This is a genomic window from Mycobacterium pseudokansasii (assembly GCF_900566075.1).
In the GTDB taxonomy this organism is placed as follows: Bacteria; Actinomycetota; Actinomycetes; order Mycobacteriales; family Mycobacteriaceae; genus Mycobacterium; species Mycobacterium pseudokansasii.
The window spans coordinates 4,351,011-4,372,988 of record NZ_UPHU01000001.1; the positions used below are offsets into that span (position 1 = coordinate 4,351,011).

The following is a 21,978-nucleotide window of genomic DNA, read 5'->3' on the forward strand; positions in this document are numbered from 1 at the left end:
TAGCTGCCGAAGGCCAGTTGGTAGTTCACGTGGGCAACCGGTTACATGACGAGCGGGTGCCGGCTCGGTACCGAATCCCATTGCAGCGCGCGGGAAGTGAAATACCAACCACCGCGCTCGTAGATCAGCTGATCGCGGAATGTCCCAGTGGCCCGCAGTGTGGTGTCGCCATGCAGGCGCGCAACGAGCAGTGCGACACACCGCTGCGTCGCGTCGACCCCGTCGACATGGATCTCGTGGTCGACGGTGACCAGGCGTTGCCCGTCACCGCCGTCGAACGCCGCGCGCGGATCACCGAATGGTTCGCCGTCACGGCTATACCCCGCACCGGAGTGACGGAAGGTGGCGATCCAGGCGTCGCGGTCACCCTCGGAATAGGCCCGATTGTGCCGGGCGGTCAAATCCAGAATGGCGGCGCGGCCCGTCGCAGCGTGCAGCATCTGCTGTTCCTGATACGACAACGTCATTGTGCTCTCCAGCCACACTCGCGGGGATAACCGAACCGACTGACGTGACACTACGTTAACTCATCGGCTGACTTGGTAGCCATGCCTTTCGCGATCCCATGCTGCCGGTGTTAAACCCCTGGCACGCAATAGATCTTTACGTATTCGTCCGATTCCGTTCTTCGGGAGTTCATCGACCGTCTCCACAAATCGCGGCACGCAGAAGTGGGGCATGCGGTCAGCGCAAAAGTCGAGCAACTCCGCGCAGTCGATGACGGCACCGGGACGAATGGTGACGAGCAGCAGGATGTCGTCCTCGCCCACGTCGCTGGGGACGCCGACGGCCGCGGCCTCCAGCACCGCCGGATGCCCTGTCACGACGGTCTCCACTTCCACCGAGGAAATGTTCTCGCCGCGTCTGCGTAACGAATCCTTGATGCGGTCCACATAGGTCAAGTTCTGCTCGTTGTCGAATCTGCCCAGGTCTGCAGTGTTAAACCAGTCCTGATGCGGATCGACCGGCAAGCCCGGCGCCTCCGGCGCCTCTTGGCTTACGTACCCTGCACTCATTACGTGTGGATATCGGGGCCGGCAGATGATCTCTCCAACCTCTCCGGCCGGTAACGGGTTGCCCGTGTCGTCGACGATGCGCACTTCGAAATTCGGGATTGGCTTGCCCGATGTCCCCGCAACACCGTCGTCGGCAACGCCCGTGACCGTAAGGGGAAATGCTTCGGTCAATCCGTACATCGTGACAACGCGGCAGCCGTAACGCTTTTCGATGTCGCGGAAGGCGTTCGCGCTAATCGGTGCGGCGGAGATGAACCGCAACGGCAGCTCTGCGTCACGTGGATCCGGCGGGAGGTTCTGCAGCATCGACACCATCGCGCCGGCGCCGACGAAACCGACCGCGCTATGCGCACGCACCTCGTCCCAGACCTCGCTGGGATGAAATTCGCGGGCGAGCACCGTTGTTCCGCCGACCAGCATCGGTGCCAGCACGATGGGCGCTGCGCTCAGATGAAACAGCGGCATCGCGGTCCAGATCACCTCTTTCGGGGCGAATCGCCAGGCCGATGTCACGGTGGCGGCCACCGTGAACAGGTAATGCCAGCTGGTGGCAACGGCTTTCGACGGCCCCGTGGTGCCCGAGGTGAAGAACAGCGATCCCACCTCCGCCGCACCCAGGCCGTCTTGCGGCGGACGGCCGGCATCGCGGTTCAGCGCCGCACTCAGCGAATCACCCAGCACCACAATTTCATTCAGTGTGTCCAGCCGGTCGGCGATGTCCTCGATGCGGTGTTGTCGCTCGGGGTCGGTGAGTATCACTTTGGCCCGCGATAGCCGCAAGGTATGCAGCAAGAAGTCGCCCTTGTTGGCGGCGTTCACCGCCGCGCTGACGGCGCCGATTCGCGCGGCGCCCAGCCAGAAGTAGATCCATTCCGGGCACGTTGCGGTGAACAGCGCCACGGTGTCACCGCGGTCGACGCCGAGGTCAGTCAGCATGCTCGCAGCGGCGCACGACCCCAGTCGCAGGTCCTCGAAAGTGACGTCGACGCCGGCTACCGACAGCATCACCCGATCCGGATGCTGTGCCGCGCGACGGTCGAGCACATCGGCGACAGTGAAGCGATCTACTCCGAAGTCGGAGGGCCCCGGGGGGCTGCTCACATCACGCCTTCGCAGCCGTGGGGTCGGGCTTGCCGTCGGCGGTGTATCCGAAGTCGTCGGCGCAGGGTTGTGCACCCGGGTAGAAGCGGTGCGCCCAGCGACGAAGGGCCGCGTAGTCGTGTGCTTCTTCCGGCGCCAGGTTCGGCTTCTCCAAGTACTTCATGTTCTCCCAGGTGAAGAAGTCCTGTTTGATCACTTCCTGTTGCAAGGCCAGGAATTTGGCGGCGCGCCCGGTAGGCACGTCGCCGGTGTCACCGGGCTCGCGGAGGGAGGCCTGGGTGTAGAAGTAGTCGGTGTAATCCTCGTCGACCGGCGTCTGTCCGGTCACTTGGACCGTGCCCACCAGTTCGCTGGGGAAGCGCACCAGACCCAACCCCAGCGAATAGTTGTCGTAGATGATCTTGGCGTCGACCGGACCGTTCGGAGTCAACCAGGTCGCGGGTCTGCCGCCGCCGAAGTTGGCGTTCACGGTGGCGTGCAGGTGGTAACCGGAGACCTCGAACGACGCCGTGGTGGCCGGGTTGGCGGCCTTGTGCACGTACTGCACGTGATACGGGTCGGCGGCGTTCTCGATGATCATCTGCGGATGCACCTTGACCCGGTTGAGCATCCGGCTGTGCGGGTGCAGCGGGTAGTACTCGTTGGTTTCCAGCTCCGGCAACACCGGCGGTTGCCAGTACGGTGCCCGCCCGTGGCGCTCGTGCCAGACCAGGATGAAGCCGTACCACTCCATACTCGGGTAACTGCGAATCCGGACGTTGTTCTTACAGCCGATCTTGCTGTAGGGAATCAGCGCGTTGGTGCCGTCACCGCGCCATTGCCAGCCGTGCCAGGGGCACACGATATGTTCGCCCTCCACCGTGCCGCCGACACCCAGGTTGGCTCCGAGGTGCTGGCAGTAGGCGTCCAGCACGTGCACCTGCCCCGAAGTGGTACGAAACAGCACCAGCTCCTCGCCGAAATAATGCGCACGCTTGACATCGCCGGGAGCCAGGTCGGAGGCGAACGCGACGATGAACCATCCCGTCGGGAACCGGTACGACGACAGCGCAATCCCGCTCGCACCGAACTCTCGTTCCGACGGATCTTGGGCCGATTCGGAAGCCGAGCCTGAAATGGTCTGCGTCACGAGGTCTCCGTTTCCCACGCGGCCGAGCGGCAACCAGCCGCGTTTGGCTCACCGTGGTCCGACGACTAGGTCTATTTTTACTATCTTAGGGATTGAACGTCAACGCAGCGGCTTGACTCGTCAACTTGGCACATAGCCCTATTCGTTGCATCGTCTGAAAATGCAATACAGCGTGCCCTCCTGACTGGCGAGCTGGCCGCGGACGGGCCCGGAGACGGGGTTGATGTTGGACCGAAATACTGTGACGAAGACCATCGCGACCCGCTGCGCGCGCAAGCTCCACACGGCAGCGCTGCGGCCTAAGATCGCCAAACCGAGGAAGCCACCTCCACCGAAATGCAGCCCGAAAGTCGTTGCGGTACTGACGTTATGCTGGGTCGTTTGAGAACACCGACCGGAGAGGCCGGTATGGCCGCTGTGCGAGGCGGTAGGGGTATCGCGGCGTTTCGGCGAGCTGGTCGTCGACGAGGACACCGCGGCACCGCTGGCGTCGAGCCCCGTCGCCGGCTACGTCAACCCCGACATTCCATTCTGGCCGAGCAACAACCCACCCGTGCCGCCGGCGCCTGCGCTGCCCAGCACCACGCCGGTCCCGGCGTTGCCGCCGTTACCGCCGTTGCCGATCAGCCAGGCGTCGCCGCCCTTACCGCCGTCGCCGCCGGTAGCAGTCGGCCCCGTCGCGGTGGTCACCCCGCCGGCGCCACCGTCGCCGCCGTTACCGATCAGCCCGGCCTTGCTGCCGGCCCCGCCGGCCCCACCGTCGCCGTCTGTGCCGAACTGCCCGGCGCCGCCGCCGGCCCCACCGGCGCCGAATAACATGCCGCCGTTCCCCCCGCTGCCGCCGGCCCCACCCCCTGCCTGGCCAAACCCACCGTTACCGCCGTTGCCGCCGGCCCCGAACAGCCCGCCAACGCCGCTGGCCCCTCCGGTGCCGAACAGTCCGGCGGCCCCGCCGTTGCCGCCCGGCAAGCCGGGAGCACCGGACCCGCCGGCTCCGCCGTTGCCGATCAAGATGCCGCCGGGCCCGCCATCCGCCTCGGATCCCGGGCTACCGTTGGGGCCGTTGCCGATCAGCGGGCGCCCGATGACCGACTGGATGGTTGTATTCACCTCGTTGAGCACCGCCTGCAGCGGCGACGCGTTGGCCGCCTCGGCACTGGCATACGCACCCGCGCCCAAACTCAGGGCCCGCACAAACTGGTCTTGGAACGCCAGCGCTTGCCCGTTAAGCGTCTGATATGTCTGGGCGTACTTGCCAAACACCGCAGCGATGGCCACCGACACCTCATCGGCGCCCGCCGCACGACCCTAGTCGTCGGGGACCGCCGCGGCTGCGTTTGCCGCGCTGAGTGCCGAACCGATACTCGCCAGATCAGTTGCCGTGGCCATAACTATGTCGGTCGCCGCGATCGTATACGGCATCTGCCACCTCCGCTGCGTAATCGCCACTACGTCATGCCGAGTCATGCCGAGTCATGCCGAGTCATGCCGACCCAGGGATCAATTGGTCACATCGACCAATAGGTAAGGACACATCGTATCCTGATCCGGGAGACACCTTAGGCTTTTCGAGACTGTCCCGCCCTTTCACAGATCCGGGCGTCAGATCGGTTAGTACGTACAATCACAGGACCCAGACTTTGCCTTGACCTTTGCAGCCATGGGTACGGGATCGTGCCGCGGAATAGCAGTTGCAGCGATGCCACACAAAAGCGGGCAATAGATGGACCGGCCACAGTATCGGTTCTCCGCGAAAACCATTGCAACGGAAGTCAATTAGCGTAGAGTGGGTTTTCCCCTTTCGTTGATTGCGAGCAGCGAGGTCTGACGAAACGCAGCTGGCACCGTCGCAACTTCCTCATTGGTGAGAAGGCGTCGAACACCGCGCGAGACGACGGATTCGTCCGTGGCGCTTGTTCACCCCCGGCTGCGGTTGCTTTGGAACGGCCGGAACCGACCCCGGTCCATGTATGGAACGATTCGATGTAAACGCTATTCGACGGCGAGCCCGGCGGGACATGGGCAGCCCGACGCAGCTTACGCTGTTGCAGGGCTTGGGAATCAGCTGTGGCCCGTTCTGCATCCGCAATACTGTCAACGGGCCGCCGGCGCCCACGAAACACTTTCCAGCTCGATCGATGAGCTTCGCGCTTCGTTGACAGTCCTAGGCATTCGAGTTGTTCCCAGGCAAGCACGCCGGATCCCGGCCATCCGTCCCGGAGGCTGGCATTGTCGACATTCTGCACACTTTGAGAGCAACCCGCCCGACGACGGTCACTGCCTAACAGCCGACCGTCAACTAGCCGGGGCGCGCCTACAGCCCCTTGGGCCGGGTCCCGATGACGCCACTTGCCGTCAGCCGCGCGAGTTCCTCGTCGGTCAGCCCGCACCGCTCACGCAGTATCTCTTCATTGTGCTCGCCAAGGGTCGGCGGTGGACGCCGCAACCATTCCCGCTGGCCGGCCAGCTGCGCGAAGGGCGGTGTGGGATATAGGGCTTGTCCGATACGGCAGTGGACCAGCGACTCGAAATAGCCCCGGTCGCACAGTTGCGGGTTTTCGGTGACCAATGACGGCGAGACAACCGGTGCAGCCGGAATACCCTCAGCGGCAAGCGATTCCACTGTCGATAAGAGCGGTCGCGCCGCGAACCAGTCCCGCAGCCGGCTGTCGATCTCGTCGGCCCGCTCGCGGCGCAACGTCGCAGTCGACAGCGACTCGTCGCACCAGGACGGTCGCTCCATCAACTCGACCAACGCACTCCAGTCGTGGTTGTGACGAATACTGACCGCAATCCAGTCGTCCTCGCCGGCACACCGGTAGATGTTCTGTAACGCCCCGCCGAAACCACGATTGCCACGCCGCTCGAGCGTGACTCCGTGGACCTCGTGCTCAATCGGCTGAATTGCGGTGGTGTTCAACACCGACTCGACCATCGGCAGCTCGACCTGCTGGCCTGCCCCGGTGCGTTCGGCGAAGTTCAGTGCGGCCAGCACGGCGAACGCCGCGTGGACGCCGGCCAGCGGATCACACGCGCCGCGCGGGGTCACCGGCGGCGCCTCCGGCAATCCGGTCACCCAGGTCAGGCCGCCGATCTGCTCCATGGTAGGGGCGAAGCCGACCCGGTCGCGCCACGGGCCCGCCAACCCGAAGGCCGGCATCCGGGCGACCACGAGTTTGGGGTTCGCTTTCAGCAGCACCTCGGCGGTGAGCCCGAAGTGCTCCATCACGCGCGGCGAGAAGTTCTCGATCATCACGTCGGCATCCGCGGCCAGCGCGAGGAACGACCGGCGTCCGTCGTCAGAGCCCAAATCCAACGTGACCGAACGCTTGTTGGTGTTCATCGCATGGAACACCCAGCCGTACTCCCACCAGTCGTCCACATCGCTGCGCATGCCCCCCGAGTAGCGAATGCCGTCGGGACGCTGGATCGACTCGATCTTCACGACATCGGCGCCGAAGGCCGCCAGCAGGTGGGTGGCGGCCGGCCCGGCCCAGAAGGCGGTCAGGTCGATGACCCGAACACCGTCCAACGGCAGCCCGGTCGGCGCGGGCTCAGATTCGGATTCGCTTTTGCGCCAGGATGTTTCTGCGTTGTCCGCACCCAGACCGGCAGTAGGGCGCACCGGCGCCGGCGCGCACCGCGACATCAGCCACGGCGGGCGCGGCTGGTGAAAGCCGGCGGGGTTGTCGACGAACACTTCCCGCTCGACCATGTACTCCATGTCGCGGATGGTGGCGCCGTTGCCCAACGCCGCGATCGGCAGCCGGAACAGCTGACCCAGTGCGACGATCTCCTCGACGGTTCGCTCGGCCATCCACGGACGGATCGACTCGCGGATGAGGTCCCGGTATTCCCACCGGCCGATCTGGAATCGCAACTGCGGAATCTCCTCGAGCTGAGGACATTCGACCATCGCGGTGAAGTCGAGCCACTGCTGGCCGGTGACCATGGTAATTCCGACGTAGCCGTCCTTGGCGGGTTCGATCGAGGGCACTTCGAGGGTACGGCGGACCGGCGGAACCCGCAGCAGCTGCGAATGCAGCCATTCGCTGCTTTGCATCAGAGTCATCGCCTCGAGCATGGACAGATCCAGATGCTCACCCGGGCCGCCATGTTCGACGCGGCGGCGCACGGCCAGTGCGCCGAATGCGGCGAATACCCCACCCATGTACTCGCCCAGGCCACCGCCGATCGAGATGGGCGGTCCGGCGGGATCACCCCGGAAGCCGGGCGAGCCCGCCCATGCCTGCAGTGTGAACTCGGTGGCCGCCCGATCGGCGAAGGGACCGGTCCAGCCGAAATCGGAAATCGTGATCACAACCGCCCGCGGAGACTCGGCCAGCAGCCGTCGGGGGTCGATGCCCAGAGCAGCCGCCTGTGACCGGCCGCAGGTGACGATCACGACGTCGGCAGCAGCGAGTTCGGCACGGTATCGCTCGGAATCCGGGACGAGGGTCAGGCTCTGCTTGCCGGCATTGAGGTAGCAGTACAACGGCGAGGCCGGCAAACCGTCGGGCACCGGCGAACAGCTGAGCGAGTACCGGCGCAGCGGATCCCCTTGCGGCGGTTCGATTTTGCGTACCCGCGCACCGGCGTCGACCAACAGCTTGCCACAGTAGCTGCCGGCTATGCGGTCACTGATCTCGACGACGCGCAATTCGTCAAGCGGTGTCGGCCGCCTTAACCCCTGACTCACGCTGCCGAGCATAATTCGGTCCGGCAGGACCTCAGCACTGGCGCGCGCAACCTCCGACGGTACGGTACTGGTCTGTACTACCGCAGTGGCTCTATCGTGGGCGCTGTGACCCAGATTGCCGATCGCTCCTCGCCGCCCTCATCGTGGTCGCCACGGGAGGCCGAGTTGCTGGCCGTAACCCTGCAGCTGCTGCAAGAACATGGGTATGACCGGTTGACCGTGGATGCGGTCGCGGCCACTGCCCGTGCCAGCAAAGCCACGGTGTACCGGCGCTGGCCGTCGAAAGCCGAACTGGTACTGGCCGCGTTCATCGAGGGCATCCGCCAGGTTGCGGTCCCGCCGGATACCGGCACGCTGCGCGGCGATTTGCTACAACTGGGCGAAGTGATCTGCGAGCAGGCCCTTCAGCACACCAGCACCATCCGTGCGGTGCTGGTCGAGGTGTCGCGCAACCCGGCTCTCAGCGATGCCATGCAACAGGGGTTCTTCGAGCATCGAAAGGCCCTGATGCACCACATCCTGCAGCAGGCCGTCGACCGCGGCGAGATCGACGATGCCGCCATCGACGACGAACTCTGGGATTTACTGCCCGGCTACCTCGTCTTCCGGCACATCATCCCAAGCAGGCCGCCCACCGCGGACACGGTGAAAGCCCTCGTCGACAACGTCGTCATTCCCAGCCTCACCCGGCCCACCCGGTAAGGGCCCTCGGCCAACCCCGCAGCCAAAGACGCACCGATCCACCGCCGGGCTCTTGAAGTGTCCGGTCCGGTACCGTACCGTCATGGCATGTCGATCCGCGCCCGAAGCGCCGGAAAGATGGCCCCGATTTCGCTCGCCAAGTCGGTAAGACGGGGGTGGATGCTGCTCGTCGCAATAGTGGTGGTCGCGGCCGCGGGTTTCAGCGTCTATCGCTTACACGGGATCTTCGGTTCCCACAACACCACTTCGGCCACCGGTGGCATCTCAAACGAGATCATCCCGTTCAACCCCAAACAGGTGGTCCTCGAAGTTTTCGGCGCCCCCGGGACCGTGGCGACGATCAACTACCTCGACGTCAACGCTGTGCCACAGCGAGTTGACGACGTGACCCTGCCGTGGTCGTTCACCATCACGACGACGCAACCCGCCGTGTTCGCCAACGTGGTGGCACAGGGCAATAGCTCCTCGATCGGCTGCCGGATCACCGTCAACGGTGTCGTCAAAGACGAAAGGACCGTCCACGAAGTGAACGCCTACACCTACTGTCTGGACAAGTCGTCATGAGCAACCCCCATGCTCCGAGGCCATCCGTGGCGCACATCATTCGCCGGCTTTCGGTGCCGATCCTGCTGTTCTGGGTCGGCCTTGCCGTCCTGACAAACGTGGCCGTGCCGAAATTGGAAGACGTGGGCAAGGCCCACAACGTGGCGTTGATCGCCCCGGATGCGCCGTCAATGCAGGCGATGAAGCGGATCGGAAAAGTGTTCCGCGAGTTCGATTCCGACAGCGCGGCCATGATCGTGCTGGAAAGCGACAAGCCCCTCGGCGCCGACGCCCACCGCTATTACGACACCCTGATCCAGCGACTCTCCCAGGACACCAAGCATGTACAGCACGTCCAAAATTTCTGGGGGGATCCGCTGACGGCGGCGGGTTCGCAGAGTACCGACGGCAAAGCCGCATATGTCCAGGTGTATCTCGCCGGCAATCAAGGCGAGGCGTTGTCGATCGCGTCGGTGGACGCGGTCCGCGACATTGTGGCGCAGACACCACCGCCGCCCGGCATCAAGGCCTATGTGACCGGCGCGGCGCCGCTCATCGCGGATCAGTTCCAGGTGGGTAGCAAAGGCACTGTGAAGGTCACCGCGATCACGTTCCTGGTGATCGCGGTGATGTTGTTCATTGTCTACCGCTCCGTCGTCACCACGATCCTGGTGCTGCTCACCGTCCTGATCCAATTGGCCGCGGCCCGCGGCGTCGTCGCCTTTCTGGGGAACAGCGGGATCATCGGACTTTCGACGTATTCAACCAATCTGCTCACGCTATTGGCGATTGCCGCCGGCACCGATTACGCAATCTTCGTCCTCGGCCGATATCACGAAGCACGGCACGGCGGGCAGGATCGAGAAGCGGCTTTCTACACTATGTTTCGCGGGACCGCTCATGTCGTGCTGGGGTCGGGCCTGACCATTGTCGGCGCGGTGTATTGCCTGACCTTTACCAGGTTGCCTTACTTCCAGACCTTGGGTGTTCCCGCCGCAATCGGCATCCTGGTCGCGCTGGCCGCCTCCCTGACCCTGGCCCCGGCCGTGTTGACCCTCGGCAGTCATTTCGGCCTCTTCGAACCCAAACGCGCGATGCGGATCCGAGGATGGCGGCGCATCGGCACGGCCATTGTCCGCTGGCCCGGACCGATTCTTGCGGTGACGTGTGCGGTGGCCCTTGTCGGCCTGCTTGCCCTGCCGGGATATCAGACGAGCTACGACATCCGTCCCTACATGCCCGCCACCGCTCCGGCGAATGTCGGCTACACGGCTGCCGAGCGGCATTTTTCGCCGGCCCGGCTCAACCCGGAACTGCTGATGATCGAAACCGATCACGATATGCGCAACCCGGCCGACATGATCGTCTTGGACCGGGTGGCCAGAGGCGTCTTTCACATCCCCGGTATCGCCCAGGTGCAATCCATTACCAGGCCGTTGGGCACGCCCATCGACCACAGCTCGGTGCCGTTTCAGGTCAGCATGCAAAGCGTCGGCCAGGTGATGAACCTGTCCTACCAGCAAGACCGCGCGGCCGACCTGCTCAGACAGGCCGACGAGTTGGGGAAGACGATCGCCATTTTGCAGCGCCAGTATGCCCTGCAGCAGGAACTCGCCGCCGCCACGCACGCGGAGACCCAAAGTTTTCACGAGAGGTTGTCCCGGGTCTCGTAGAAATTGAGGTGGCGGTCCCCCGCTCGTGACCTGCCGTGTGGTAGGTGTCGGGCGTTCCGCCAAGAACACCATCGAGAAGGGGACCACCAATGAAGAACAGTAGTCAGGACAGGGCCGAAGACGCGACGATGGTCGCGATTCCAGAGCACGTCAGTGTGGCGATGGCCGAGATCGCCGGAAACATGTCCGAGGGGTTGCTGGCGCTGGCCATCGGAGCGGGGCTGCAGGTGATGCAGATTCTGATGGAGTCCGACGTGACCGCAGCTGCCGGGCCGAAAGGCAAACACGATCCGGCACGCACCGCGGTGCGACACGGCCATGAGAACGGCTCGGTGACCCTTGGTGGGCGACGCGTGCCGGTCAGCCGTCCGCGGGTGCGTGCCGTCGACGGGTCCGGCGAGCTGCCGGTGGCCTCCTATGAGCTGTTTTCGTCCACCGAGATCCTGGGACGGATGGCGATGGAGAAGATGCTGGCTGGGCTGTCCACCCGGCGTTACCCGGTTGGGCTTGAGCCCGTCGGTCAGCAGGTGAATGAAACTGCCTCTGCCACAAGCAAGTCTGCGGTATCGCGGAAGTTCGTGGCGATGACCGAAACCGCGCTGGCCGAGCTGCTGGCCAAGGACCTGTCCGGGCTGGATGTGGTGGCGCTGATGGTCGACGGCGTGCATTTCGCCGAGTCGTGCTGCGTGGTCGCGTTGGGCATCGACATCGACGGCGTCAAGCACCCGTTGGCGGTGGTGGAGGGCTCCACCGAGAACGCGACCCTGGTGAGCGACCTGCTGGTGGGCCTGCGGGACCGCGGCCTGAATGTGGCCCGCCCGATACTGGTCGGCATCGACGGATCCAAAGCGCTGCGCAAAGCCGTGGTCGACGTGCTCGAGCGCCCGGTGATCCAACGCTGCCAAATCCACAAGGTCAGGAATGTCAAAGATCATCTGCCGCAACGACTTCGGTCCATTGTAGGCCGTAGGATGACCGATGCCCACCACGCCGAGTCGGCGTTGGAGGCCCAGGCCGCGCTGCAGGCGTTGGCCACCGAGTTGGACCGCACCCACCCCGGCGCGGCCGCGTCCCTGCGCGAAGGGCTCGAGGAGACGCTGACCGTGCTGCGCCTGGGTGTGCCACCCGCCCTGGCCCGCACCGTGCGCTCGACCAACACCATCGAGTCGATGATCTCGGTGTGTCGTGAACACGCCGGCAACGTCAAGCGCTGGCGTGACGGCAAGATGGCGCTGCGCTGGTGTGCGGCCGGCATGGTCGAGGCCGGCAAGCAGTTCCGCCGCGTCAACGGCCACCTGCACCTACCGGCGCTGCGCGCCGCACTCGAGCGGGAATTCGCCGAACCTGTCGCACCCATCGTGCACAATGACGTGGTGAGCGCAGCCTGATGCTCACCGGACCGCCACCGAAGTTCCACGGAACTCGGGACATCCTCTTTTCACGATACGATCGCCACCATCAACGACCTGCGCGACAAGATCGCGAATTTCGACGATTTCTGGCGGCCGCTGCGCAGTTATTTCTATTGGGAGAATCACTGTTTCGACATCCCGATATGTTGGGCATTGAGATCGGTATTCGACGCGCTCGACGGTATCGACCAGCTCAGCCAGAGGTTCGAAGACCTCACGGCAACGCTGGACAAACTCGACGCGATCCAGCCCCAGCTTGTGGCGCTGATACCAGAGCAAATCGCCAGCCAGCAGACCAACCGGGAACTGGCGTTGTCCAACTACGCCACGATGTCGGGGATCTACAGTCAGACGGCGGCCCTGGTGGAGAACGCCTCGGCCATGGGACGAGCTTTCGATGCCGCCAAGAACGATGACTCGTTCTACTTGCCGCCGGAGGCGCTCAACAATCCCGATTTCAAGCGGGGCCTGAAACTGTTTCTCTCACCCGACGGCAAGGCCGCTCGCATGATCATCTCCCATGAAGGTGATCCCGCGACCCCGGAAGGCATCTCGCATATCGATCCCATCCGGAAGGCAGCCCACGAAGCCGTGAAGGGAACTCCCTTGGCGGACGCCAAGATCTATCTCGCCGGCACCGCGGCCACCTACAAGGACATCCAGGACGGCGCCAAGTACGACCTGATGATCGTCGCAATCGCCGCACTGAGCCTGATCCTGCTCATCATGATGATGCTCACCCGTAGCCTGGTCGCCGCGATCGTCATCGTGGGCACCGTGGCGTTGTCGTTGGGTGCATCATTCGGACTGTCGGTGCTGGTTTGGCAGGACATCCTGGGTATCCGGCTGTACTGGATCGTGCTCGCGCTGGCCGTCATCCTGCTCCTGGCGGTGGGATCCGACTACAACCTGCTGCTGATCTCTCGTTTTAAGGAGGAGATCGGCGCCGGATTGAAGACCGGCATCATCCGCGCCATGGCCAGCACCGGCGGGGTGGTGACCGCTGCCGGTCTGGTGTTTGCGGCCACCATGTCGTCGTTCGTGTTCGGCGACCTGCGGGTGCTCGGCCAGATTGGGACCACGATCGGCCTGGGCCTGTTGTTCGACACGCTGATCGTGCGGGCATTCATGACGCCGTCCGTCGCGGCGCTCCTGGGGCGCTGGTTCTGGTGGCCGCAACGGGTGCGCCCCCGCCCTGCCAGCAGGCTGCTTCGGCCCTACGGACCACGTCCGTTGGTTCGTAAACTGCTCCTGAGGGAACCGGAGAAGAGCTGATTCAGTAATCACCTTGGCGCTCTAGGTTATTCGACGTAAGGCTGAGTACCACGAGAAGCTCACCGCCAATGAGATGCTATTTATGCCATTACTGCTAAGATAGACAACGCAAGTCGAGTTGAGCGGGGTCAGCTCCCCTGCTTGTTCTATCGAGGATCGGATGACCACCCTGGGAACTGGCCCTGATACCCGACGCAGGCTGTCTGCGCCGAGGATCGCCGAAATCGTAGCCGATGAGTTGCGCCGCCAGATCATCGACGGCGAGCTCGCCGACGGTGATCTGCTGCCCCGCCAGGAAGTGCTGGTCGAACAGTTCAACGTCAGTCTCGTGTCGCTGCGGGAGGCGTTGCGGATCTTGGAGACCGAGGGATTGGTGTCGGTTCGCCGCGGAAACCGAGGCGGGGCCGTCGTGCACGCGCCGGCCAAGACCAGCGCCGCTTATATGCTCGGCCTGCTGTTGCAAAGCGAGTCCGTCGCCATCAGTGATCTGGGCGCCGCGTTGCAGGAACTCGAGCCTGCCTGCGCCGCACTGGCGGCCCAACGACAGGACCGCGCAGATACTTTGGTGCCGGAACTCAAGCAGATCAACGATGCCATGGCTGAGCACCTCGATGACGGTCGGCAGTTCACCGAAATCGGTCGCCAATTCCACGATCTCATCGTCCGCGGCTGCGGGAACCACACCATCATCGCGGTCGTGGGCAGCCTCGAGACCCTGTGGACCAGCCATGAACAACAATGGGCCGACGAGAGCGCGGCGCGGGGCACCTACCCGTCGTTGGCCAAACGTCGCGCGGTCCTCAACACACACATCAAGCTGGCCGAGACGATTGCCGAGGGAGACGTCGACCGGGCCCGGCGTATTGCGGCCCGACACCTCGCCGATACCCAGACGTACGTCTTGTCCGGTGGTGGTGAACAACGGATCTATGCGCTGTCACCGCAGGCACTGTCACGCCCGCGGGACATCCGGCGCCCCTGATTCCGGTGCGAACCGCGTTAGTCACCGGCGGCAGCGGTGGGATCGGCAAGGGGTGTGCCGGCAAGCTTTGCAGCCTCGACTACGACGTGGTACTGGTGGCGCGACGGGAGGGCCCGCTGCGGTCGGCAGCCGAGGAGATCGGTGCCCGCTACATTATCGCCGACGCGACTGACACAGCCGGATTCGCCACCGCCATAAGCGAACTCGACACCATCGACCTGGTAGTGCACGCGGCCGGCGCACTGGGCGGAACCTACGCACGCAAGCAGACCTACGACCAGTGGCGCACGATCATCTCGGCCAACCTGGACTCCTGTTTTGTGGTGACCTCCGCCGTGCTGCCCCGCATGGGGCCAGGTTCCCGGCTGGTCTTCATCTCCTCATCGGCCGCGCACGAGCCGATGCCGGCCCGAACCGCGTACTCGGCCTCGAAAGCCGGCATGAACGCGTTTGCCCGCGCACTGGCGCTCGAAGTCGACCGCGACGGCATCAGTGTCCACCTGGTGACTCCGGGGCCCGTGGAAACCGAGATGCTGCAGGATGTTCCGTTCGAGATGTATGCAATCCAGGTGTCCGACATCGCCGAAACGGTGGCCTGGCTCGATACCGTCGACTCGTCCGTCGACCTACCGGAGATCCGACTCAGCGCGGTGCGGCGCGGTCCGTTCGCCCGGCCACCGGTGGTGCCTACCGAGGCCCGTCGGCGCGCGTCGTTGAAGTCTCCCGGATCTCCGGGAAGCCCTTGATCACCGATTCGCCGAACTCGGCCAGCGAATCCGGCGCGGCGAAGTCGGCGAACCACACGTAGAAGCGCTCGACCCGTTGCGCGGCCAGGCCCACGAAGTGCTCAATCAATTCGTTGGCGCTACCGCAGACCAGGCCCGGGCCCAGATAGCCGAATCGCCGGGCGCTCACCTGGCGTACCGCATCCGGATCGGCGCCCGCCCGGACAAAGCCCACCATCTGCTGGACGGAGATCCGGGCAGCTCCCGCCGCCGCGGCCAGGCGGGGCAACCGGTCAAGGTGGTTGGCTTGCAGGTTCCACCAATCCGCATATTTGCGAACCAGTTCCATCATCCGGCGCCCACTGCCGCCCAGGATCAGCGGTATCGGGTGCGCCGGTCTGGGCGACTGGGCTTGCTCCCCGTCCGCCCAGTACTGCGTGATCAGTGATAGGTGGCGCTGCAGTAGCTCGACGCGGGCCACCGGATCCTGCTGACCGACATCGAATCTGGCGAACTCCGCGGGCCAGGATCCCGAACCGATGCCGAGCTCGAACCTGCCATCCGACGCCGCAGACAGCGTCACCGCCTGTTTGGCCAGAACCGCTGGATGCCGGAACGCGTCGCAGAGCACCAGGTGGCCGATGCGCAGCCGCTGCGTCCTGGCCGCCACCCAGGTGGCGACCGTCATTGCCTCCCAGATGTTTTCATCGGGCTGCCCGGGAGCCTCGAGATGATCGATGAACGCCACACCGTCGAACCCACTGGCTTCGGCGACCCGCGCCCGCTCCACGAAATCTGCTACCGGCAACCGCACCTGCGGCAGGAACAGATGCCACTCGACCATATGCCCATCCATGCGTGTCCGGCGGTGTCCAGCGTGATTGCGCCGGATCGCCTAGTTTACTATTTTTATTATGTTAGGGGTGTTATGGATGTCGGTCTGACTTCAGAGCAGCTGGCGCTGCGCGACACCGTGCGCGACATCCTGCGCGCCGAGTGCCCACCCGACGTCGCCCGGCAAGCAATCACCGATCCCGAGCGTTGGCGTGGGCCGTGGAAGACGGTCGTCGGGCTTGGCTGGACCGAACTCGCCGCGGCTGATTCGGCCGGCGACTTCGGCCCCGTCGCGCTGGTGCTGGTGCTCGAAGAATGCGGCGCGGCCATCGCCCCGATCCCGTTGCTGAGCAGCGTCGGCCTGGCTGCGGGCGTGTTGCGGGCCTGCCGTCTCGACGATGTGCTGGCCGAGATCGCCGGAGGGGCGGTCGCAACCCTGGCCGTCCACTCCCCCGGACACCGGCTGCCGCGGCCACCGATGACACTGCAGCACGGACGCCTGCGCGGACATGCCGTCGCGGTGCCCAATCTGGTTCAGGCCGAGTTGATCGTCACGCTGGCGACATCGGACCAGGGCATGGTTGCCGCGGTCATGCGCGCCGGCGACGGCGTGGTCATCCGGCCCGGGGAGTCGACCGATCCCGCACAACCCGTCGCCGACCTCAAGGTCGACACGCCCGCGGTAGTCACCGCACCGGTCGCCGGCATCGAACCGGTGTTGACGGCACCGCTGATCGCCGCCGCCGCCGACCTGGTCGGAGTGGCGAGCGCGGTCCTGCAGCGCGCCGTCGAACACGCCAAGACCCGCCACCAGTTCGGCACGCCGATCGGCGCATTCCAGGCGATCAAGCATGCGCTGGCCGACAACTACGTCAGCGTCGAGCGTGCTCGCAGCCTCACCTATGCGGCGGCAGCCGACCCCGACGTCGCCTGGACCACGGCCGCGCTGGCCAAGGCAGCCGCCGGCGAGGCCGCGACCCGCTGCGCGCGCACCGCCGTCCAGGTGCACGGCGCGCTGGCCCAGACCTGGGAACACGACATCCACCTCTATGTCCGGCACGCCTGGCAGGGCGCGGCGATGCTGGGCGACAGCCGCGTGCTCTACCACGAGGTAGGCCGACGCTTCGCCGGCGGCGCGTCATGAAGACCCCCATGACGGGGCACGTCGAAGAGTTCGCCGAGTGGCTCACCGAGTTCCTGCCCGACGACTACTACCGGCGATATCGCCACTACCGCTGGGACATTCGGTTGCGACGCGAGTATCAGCGGGCCGCCTTCGAGGCCGGCTGGATCCAACCCACCTGGCCCCGCGAGCATGGTGGCCGTTCGCTGAGCCTACGCGACGCGATGGAAATCCGGATCGAGGCCGCGCTACGCTCTGCGCCCAAACTGCCCAACATCGCCGGACCCAACGTCGCCGCTCCCGGCATCCGGCAATTCGGCACACTCGAGCAAATCGACCGGCTGCTGGTCCCGCTGCTGCGCGGTGACGAGTGGTGGGCGCTGGGCATGTCAGAACCGGAGGCCGGCTCTGACTTCGCCGGCCTGCGCACCCGCGCCGAGCGCGACGGAGACCTGTTCCGGGTCAACGGCCACAAGATCTGGACGACGCAGGCCCACGAGTCGCGGTGGTGCACCCTGTATGCCCGCACCGACCCGGATGCGCCCAAACACCGCGGCATCTCCTGCCTCATTCTCGACCTGCACTCCCCCGGGGTGCGGATCGAACCCATCCGGATGGCGTCGGCGTCCGACGAGACGTTCTGTGAGGTCATCCTCGACGACGTCGAAGTGCCCGTCGACAACCTTCTGGGTCCCTGCAACGGCGGCTGGAACGTGGCGCTGGCGTCGTTGCATCATGAGCGCCAGATGATCTGGATCATGAACTGGGTCGAGATCAAGCGCGGCCTCGACTCGGTGCAGGGCACCCGCGACCCCGACATCTACGCCGAGCTGGGCTCGCTATTGGCCGATGCCGAGGCGCTGCGGGCCACCGGCTACCGCGCCCTGAGCAACGAACTCGCCGGCCGGCCCAGCCCGGAGACCGACATCCTCAAGCTGCTTGGATCGGTTACCCTGCAACGAGTTTGGGAACTGAGCGCGGCGGCCGCCGGACCCGCTTCGACCGGTGACGCCGACCTGCTCTTCGAACGCCAGGATGCGCTTGCCGCGACCATCTACGGCGGAACGTCCGAGGTCCAGCGCAACATCATCGCCGAGCGGCTGCTCGGGCTGCCGAAGGGATGACGACGATGGATTACGACCTCGGCGATGACGCCGGCGAACTGCGAACCCGGCTGCGGCAGTTGATCTCCCATCATGTGCCCGCAGGCTTCCTGGGTGCCTGCACCGACGATCCCCAGGACCTGGCCACCACCGAGTCGTTCTGCAAACTGCTGGCCGCCGAGGGACTGCTGGCGCTGGCTTGGCCTAAAGAGCATGGTGGCGGCGGAGGTTCGATCTGGCAACAGACCGTGCTGCGCGAAGAGATGTGGGCCCACCACGAGCCGCGCGGCCCGCAGTACATGGGTATCAATTGGGTCGGCCCGGCGATCATGCGATACGGAACGGCAGAACAGAAGGCCAAGCACCTCTCGGCGATCGCAGCCGGCGAAGTAGTGTGGTGCCAAGGGTTTTCCGAGCCGGAGGCGGGCACCGACCTCGCGTCGCTGCGCACCCGCGCCGTGCCGGACGGCCGGGACGACCGGGGCTGGCGCATCACCGGCCAGAAGGTGTGGACGTCGTATGCCCAGATGGCCTCCTGGTGCGTGCTGGCGGCCTGTACACACCCGGATGCTCCTAAATCCAAGCGGCTCACTTTGTTTCTGGTCCCGATGGACCGGCCCGGAATCACGGTCCGGCCGATTCCGTCGATGCTGGGACCGCATCACCTCAACGAGATGTTCCTCGACGGGGTGCCGGCCTTCCCCGGCGATGTGCTGGGCGAGCCCGGCGACGGTTGGCGGGTGATGCGGGAGGCCCTGGCCTTCGAACGCGTCGGCATCGCCCGTTACGCGCGCTGCGAATCGTTGCTGCACCGGCTGCGCACCGAACTCGACGACGAATGGAACCGGCTGCCCGAATCGATTCGCGTCCGCTGGGTTCGCGCGCTTGTTGACTTACGGGTGGCCAGATTACTGTCCTATCGCGCGGTGTCGCTGCAGGACGACCCGCAGGCGGGTGCGGCGGCCAGTGCCGCCCGTATCGCGACCACCACCTGCGATCAACAGGTCGCCGAGCTGCTTTTCGACGTGCTGGGCCCCGCGGCACTGGACAGCGGTGTCACGGCCCCGCTACACGGCGCGATCGAAGATCACTGGCGCTACGCGCAGGCGGCCACCGTGGCGTCGGGCACCATCGAAGTACAGCGCATGCTCGTGGCACGTGACGTCTTGGGGGAACACCGATGAATACCGAACTGCCGCAGGATATTACCGACTTCGCCGCCGTCGCGGTCAAGCGGCTCGCGCGGGTGGGCGGCCCGCCGGCGGCGCTGCGGGCCGAGACCGACGACAGCGTTCGCTACGCGGCACGCGAGGCTCTGGTGCAGCTGGGTGCATTCGAGCTTGACGCGCGATCCGCGCCTGACGATCTGCTGGCCGCCGCGGTGCTGTGCCAGGCCGCCGGCGCCGCCGCGCTGCCCTACCCAGTCGTCGAAGAGCTGTTGGCCATCGACGGCGCCCGCCTGGCGATGGTGAATCCGCAAGCACCCCGCGTCGATCACGGCGACTTGCCCGGTGACTGGGTCGCCACCGACCTCGACGGCACTCGTTATCCGGTGCAACCGGCGTCGCGCACCGCCGCCAAACTGGGACCGTTTCTGGTGCCGGCCATGTTGGGCGCGCCCGATGGAACGGTGCCGGACAGCGACGTTAACCTTCACCTTGTGCTGGGATCGTGGCGGATGCTGGGAGCGGCGCAGCAGTCGTTGGACATCGCCACGGACCACGTGCGGAGCCGGATTCAGTTCGGCAGGCCGCTGGCCGATTTCCAGGCCGTCAGATTCGCCGTCGCCGATGCTTCCGTCGCGGTCCGCGGCCTTTTCGAACTCGCCAAGTACACCGTGAGCCAACCGCAATCGACTGCGCCGCAAGGGGGTTCTGCAGACGCACTGGTGCTGCGGCTCAAGGCCGCCGACACCGCGCGGCAGGTGCTGCGCACCTCGCACCAACTGCTCGGCGCGCTGGGCTTCTGCGACGAGTCCGACGTCAGCGTGCTGGACCGGCACACCCAACCGCTGATCCGGTTGCCGTTGGGAACCGAAGCACTGAGCCGCCGCCTGATCTCCGCTTTCCGTGACGGCTATCTGGAGACGCTCTTCACCGGGCCGGTGCCCGCATGAGCCGTCCCATCGAATCCTCGGTCACCCCCAATCCGCTGGTCGACGGCATCCCGTTCGGGACCAGGTTGCAGGAGCTGGCCGAGCAACGAAGCGACGAAGCGGCCCTGACCATCGTGGCTCCCGACGGCAGCACCCGCACGCTGACCTTTGCCGAACTCGAGGCCCGTGCCAATCAATGGGCGCGGGCGCTGGACGCCAGTGGCGCCCAGATAGGTTCTCTGGTCGCCATCGCGATCCCCAACTCCGTGCACCTCATACTGACCATCCTGGGCTGCTGGAAGATCGGCGCGGTTCCGGTTCCCATGCACTGGGACCTACCCGAGTGGGAGCGGAACCGGGTGCTGGACGTGATCGACGCCGCCGTCGTGGTCGACGAGAAAAGCCGGTGGGAACTGGACGTGCGCGCCACCGTCGAGCCGGAAAGCCCACTGCCCGAAGCTGTTTCACCGACAGCCCACGGAATTTGCAGTAGCGGGTCGACCGGAGTTCCCAAGGTGATCCTCAACCTGGCGCCGTCGCTGTGGACGCCTCAGCACAGCGAGCCGTTCTTGTCAGCCTGGACGCCGGTGGCCCAGCCGCAGACCATCCTGGTGCCCGCGCCGATGTACCACACCAACGGCTTTGCCACCCTGCATTTCCTGTTGGGCGGCGATCATTTGGTGGTGCTGGAAAAGTTCGATGCCGCGCGGGTTGTCGACACGGTCGAGCAATACCGAGTCACCAACTTCACGGCCACCCCGACAATGCTCAAGCGCATAGCCGCGGTACCCGACATCGGTCGGCGTGACTTGTCCAGCATCGCCTTCATCCTGCAGGGCGCCGCCGTGATGCCGCCGACGCTGCTGCACACTTGGTTCGAGCTACTGAGCCCGGAACAGATTGTGATGGCCTACGGCATGACCGAAAATCTCGGGCTCACCGCGCTGCGCGGCGACGAATGGCTGACGCATCCGGGCAGCGTCGGCCGCGGCTTCCGGGACACCGAGATCCGGATCCTGGACGCCGAGCAGCAGCCGCTGGCCCCCGGCGAGCAAGGCGAGGTCTACCTGCGCGCGCCGATGAGTGCGGGATACCGCTATCTCGGTGGCGCGCCGCCACTTCCGTCGACCGAAGACGGGTTTCGGTCGGCCGGCGACATCGGTCAGGTGGACACCGACGGCTACCTCTACATCACCGACCGTCGCGCCGACATGATCATCACCGGCGGCGCCAACGTCTTTCCGGCAGAGGTGGAGTCCGCACTGGCCGGGCACCCCGATATCGCCGACGTCGTGGTCATCGGCATCGCGGACCCGCACTGGGGGCGCCGGGTCCATGCCGTGGTGCAGGCGGCGGCGCCGCTGACTGAACAACAGGTGATCGGGTACGCCAAGAATCGGCTTGCGCAGTACAAAGTACCCAAGACAGTGGAATTCGTCGATCAGATTCCTCGCACGGCGGCAACCAAGGTCAATCGCTCGGCCATGATCGCCGCCCGGGGCGGCTGAGCTTCGCAAACGGTGGACGTGCGGCCGGAAACGCGGAGGCGTAAACGCCGGACACGCC

General features: G+C 65.4%; 15 protein-coding genes and 3 pseudogenes. 12 read left to right on the plus strand and 6 right to left on the minus strand.

The annotated features are described in order from the left end of the window. Nucleotides 1–41: 41 nt before the first annotated feature. From EET10_RS19540 to EET10_RS19560, 5 genes and pseudogenes are all read right to left on the minus strand, one after another. Nucleotides 42–467: a nuclear transport factor 2 family protein gene (locus tag EET10_RS19540; RefSeq protein ID WP_036400168.1), complete on the minus strand. Its 426-nt coding sequence runs from the start codon at nt 465–467 to the stop codon at nt 42–44. A gap of 60 nt (nt 468–527) precedes the next feature. Further along, the gene (locus EET10_RS19545; RefSeq protein WP_246013659.1) at nt 528–2,117 is read right to left on the minus strand and encodes a class I adenylate-forming enzyme family protein; all 1,590 of its coding nucleotides are present in this window, start codon (nt 2,115–2,117) and stop codon (nt 528–530) included. Nucleotide 2,118: 1 nt separating this feature from the next. Beyond that, nucleotides 2,119–3,246 carry an aromatic ring-hydroxylating oxygenase subunit alpha gene (locus EET10_RS19550; protein WP_036400695.1) on the minus strand — a complete coding sequence of 376 codons (1,128 nt, stop codon included), beginning with the start codon at nt 3,244–3,246 and terminating at the stop codon, nt 2,119–2,121. Between the two features lie 525 nt (nt 3,247–3,771). Further along, nucleotides 3,772–4,668 (minus strand): annotated as a pseudogene (locus tag EET10_RS19555) (PE family protein); the annotation flags it as partial. Nucleotides 4,669–5,560: 892 nt separating this feature from the next. After that, the gene (locus EET10_RS19560) at nt 5,561–7,957 is read right to left on the minus strand and encodes a CaiB/BaiF CoA-transferase family protein (RefSeq protein ID WP_099187552.1); all 2,397 of its coding nucleotides are present in this window, start codon (nt 7,955–7,957) and stop codon (nt 5,561–5,563) included. 81 nt (nt 7,958–8,038) lie between these two features. On the opposite strand from EET10_RS19560, the gene EET10_RS19565 reads away from it, so the two are divergent. From EET10_RS19565 to EET10_RS19595, 7 genes and pseudogenes are all read left to right on the plus strand, one after another. Then, nucleotides 8,039–8,647, plus strand: coding sequence for a TetR/AcrR family transcriptional regulator (locus EET10_RS19565; protein WP_036400171.1), 609 nt, complete (start codon nt 8,039–8,041; stop codon nt 8,645–8,647). Nucleotides 8,648–8,734: 87 nt separating this feature from the next. Further along, entirely contained in the window at nt 8,735–9,211 is a 477-nt protein-coding gene (locus tag EET10_RS19570; RefSeq protein WP_423793561.1) for an MmpS family transport accessory protein, read from the plus strand. Continuing rightward, nucleotides 9,208–10,860: pseudogene (locus EET10_RS19575) on the plus strand (MMPL family transporter); the annotation flags it as partial. The gene EET10_RS19570 and the pseudogene EET10_RS19575, both read left to right, overlap by 4 nt. Before the next feature lie 92 nt (nt 10,861–10,952). After that, the gene (locus EET10_RS19580) at nt 10,953–12,251 is read left to right on the plus strand and encodes an IS256 family transposase (RefSeq protein WP_036402127.1); all 1,299 of its coding nucleotides are present in this window, start codon (nt 10,953–10,955) and stop codon (nt 12,249–12,251) included. Between the two features lie 72 nt (nt 12,252–12,323). Continuing rightward, nucleotides 12,324–13,550 (plus strand): annotated as a pseudogene (locus EET10_RS19585) (MMPL family transporter); the annotation flags it as partial. A 160-nt stretch (nt 13,551–13,710) separates the two neighbouring features. Beyond that, a complete protein-coding gene (locus EET10_RS19590; RefSeq protein WP_036400177.1) occupies nt 13,711–14,532 on the plus strand; it encodes a FadR/GntR family transcriptional regulator in 822 nt (273 codons plus the stop codon). Between the two features lie 5 nt (nt 14,533–14,537). After that, nucleotides 14,538–15,278, plus strand: coding sequence for an SDR family oxidoreductase (locus EET10_RS19595; RefSeq protein ID WP_122502419.1), 741 nt, complete (start codon nt 14,538–14,540; stop codon nt 15,276–15,278). On the opposite strand, the gene EET10_RS19600 is transcribed toward EET10_RS19595, so the two are convergent. Continuing rightward, on the minus strand, nt 15,220–16,101 hold the full coding sequence (locus tag EET10_RS19600) for an LLM class flavin-dependent oxidoreductase (protein ID WP_051490303.1): 882 nt from the start codon (nt 16,099–16,101) through the stop codon (nt 15,220–15,222). The genes EET10_RS19595 and EET10_RS19600 overlap by 59 nt on opposite strands. A gap of 84 nt (nt 16,102–16,185) precedes the next feature. Between EET10_RS19600 and EET10_RS19605 the strand changes: the two genes are divergently transcribed. Genes EET10_RS19605 through EET10_RS19625 form a run of 5 tightly spaced genes read left to right on the plus strand, consistent with a single transcriptional unit; the run spans nt 16,186 to nt 21,920 of the window. Then, nucleotides 16,186–17,235 carry an acyl-CoA dehydrogenase family protein gene (locus EET10_RS19605; RefSeq protein WP_036400182.1) on the plus strand — a complete coding sequence of 350 codons (1,050 nt, stop codon included), beginning with the start codon at nt 16,186–16,188 and terminating at the stop codon, nt 17,233–17,235. An 8-nt stretch (nt 17,236–17,243) separates the two neighbouring features. After that, complete coding sequence (locus tag EET10_RS19610; RefSeq protein ID WP_122502829.1) at nt 17,244–18,338, plus strand: acyl-CoA dehydrogenase family protein; 1,095 nt, start codon at nt 17,244–17,246, stop codon at nt 18,336–18,338. Next, nucleotides 18,335–19,501, plus strand: a complete 1,167-nt coding sequence (locus EET10_RS19615; protein ID WP_174719703.1) for an acyl-CoA dehydrogenase family protein — start codon at nt 18,335–18,337, stop codon at nt 19,499–19,501. The genes EET10_RS19610 and EET10_RS19615 overlap by 4 nt, the downstream gene beginning before the upstream one ends. After that, entirely contained in the window at nt 19,498–20,433 is a 936-nt protein-coding gene (locus EET10_RS19620; RefSeq protein ID WP_036400184.1) for an acyl-CoA dehydrogenase family protein, read from the plus strand. Before EET10_RS19615 ends, EET10_RS19620 begins: the two co-directional genes overlap by 4 nt. Further along, entirely contained in the window at nt 20,430–21,920 is a 1,491-nt protein-coding gene (locus EET10_RS19625; RefSeq protein ID WP_036400187.1) for a class I adenylate-forming enzyme family protein, read from the plus strand. Before EET10_RS19620 ends, EET10_RS19625 begins: the two co-directional genes overlap by 4 nt. Nucleotides 21,921–21,978: the final 58 nt, after the last annotated feature.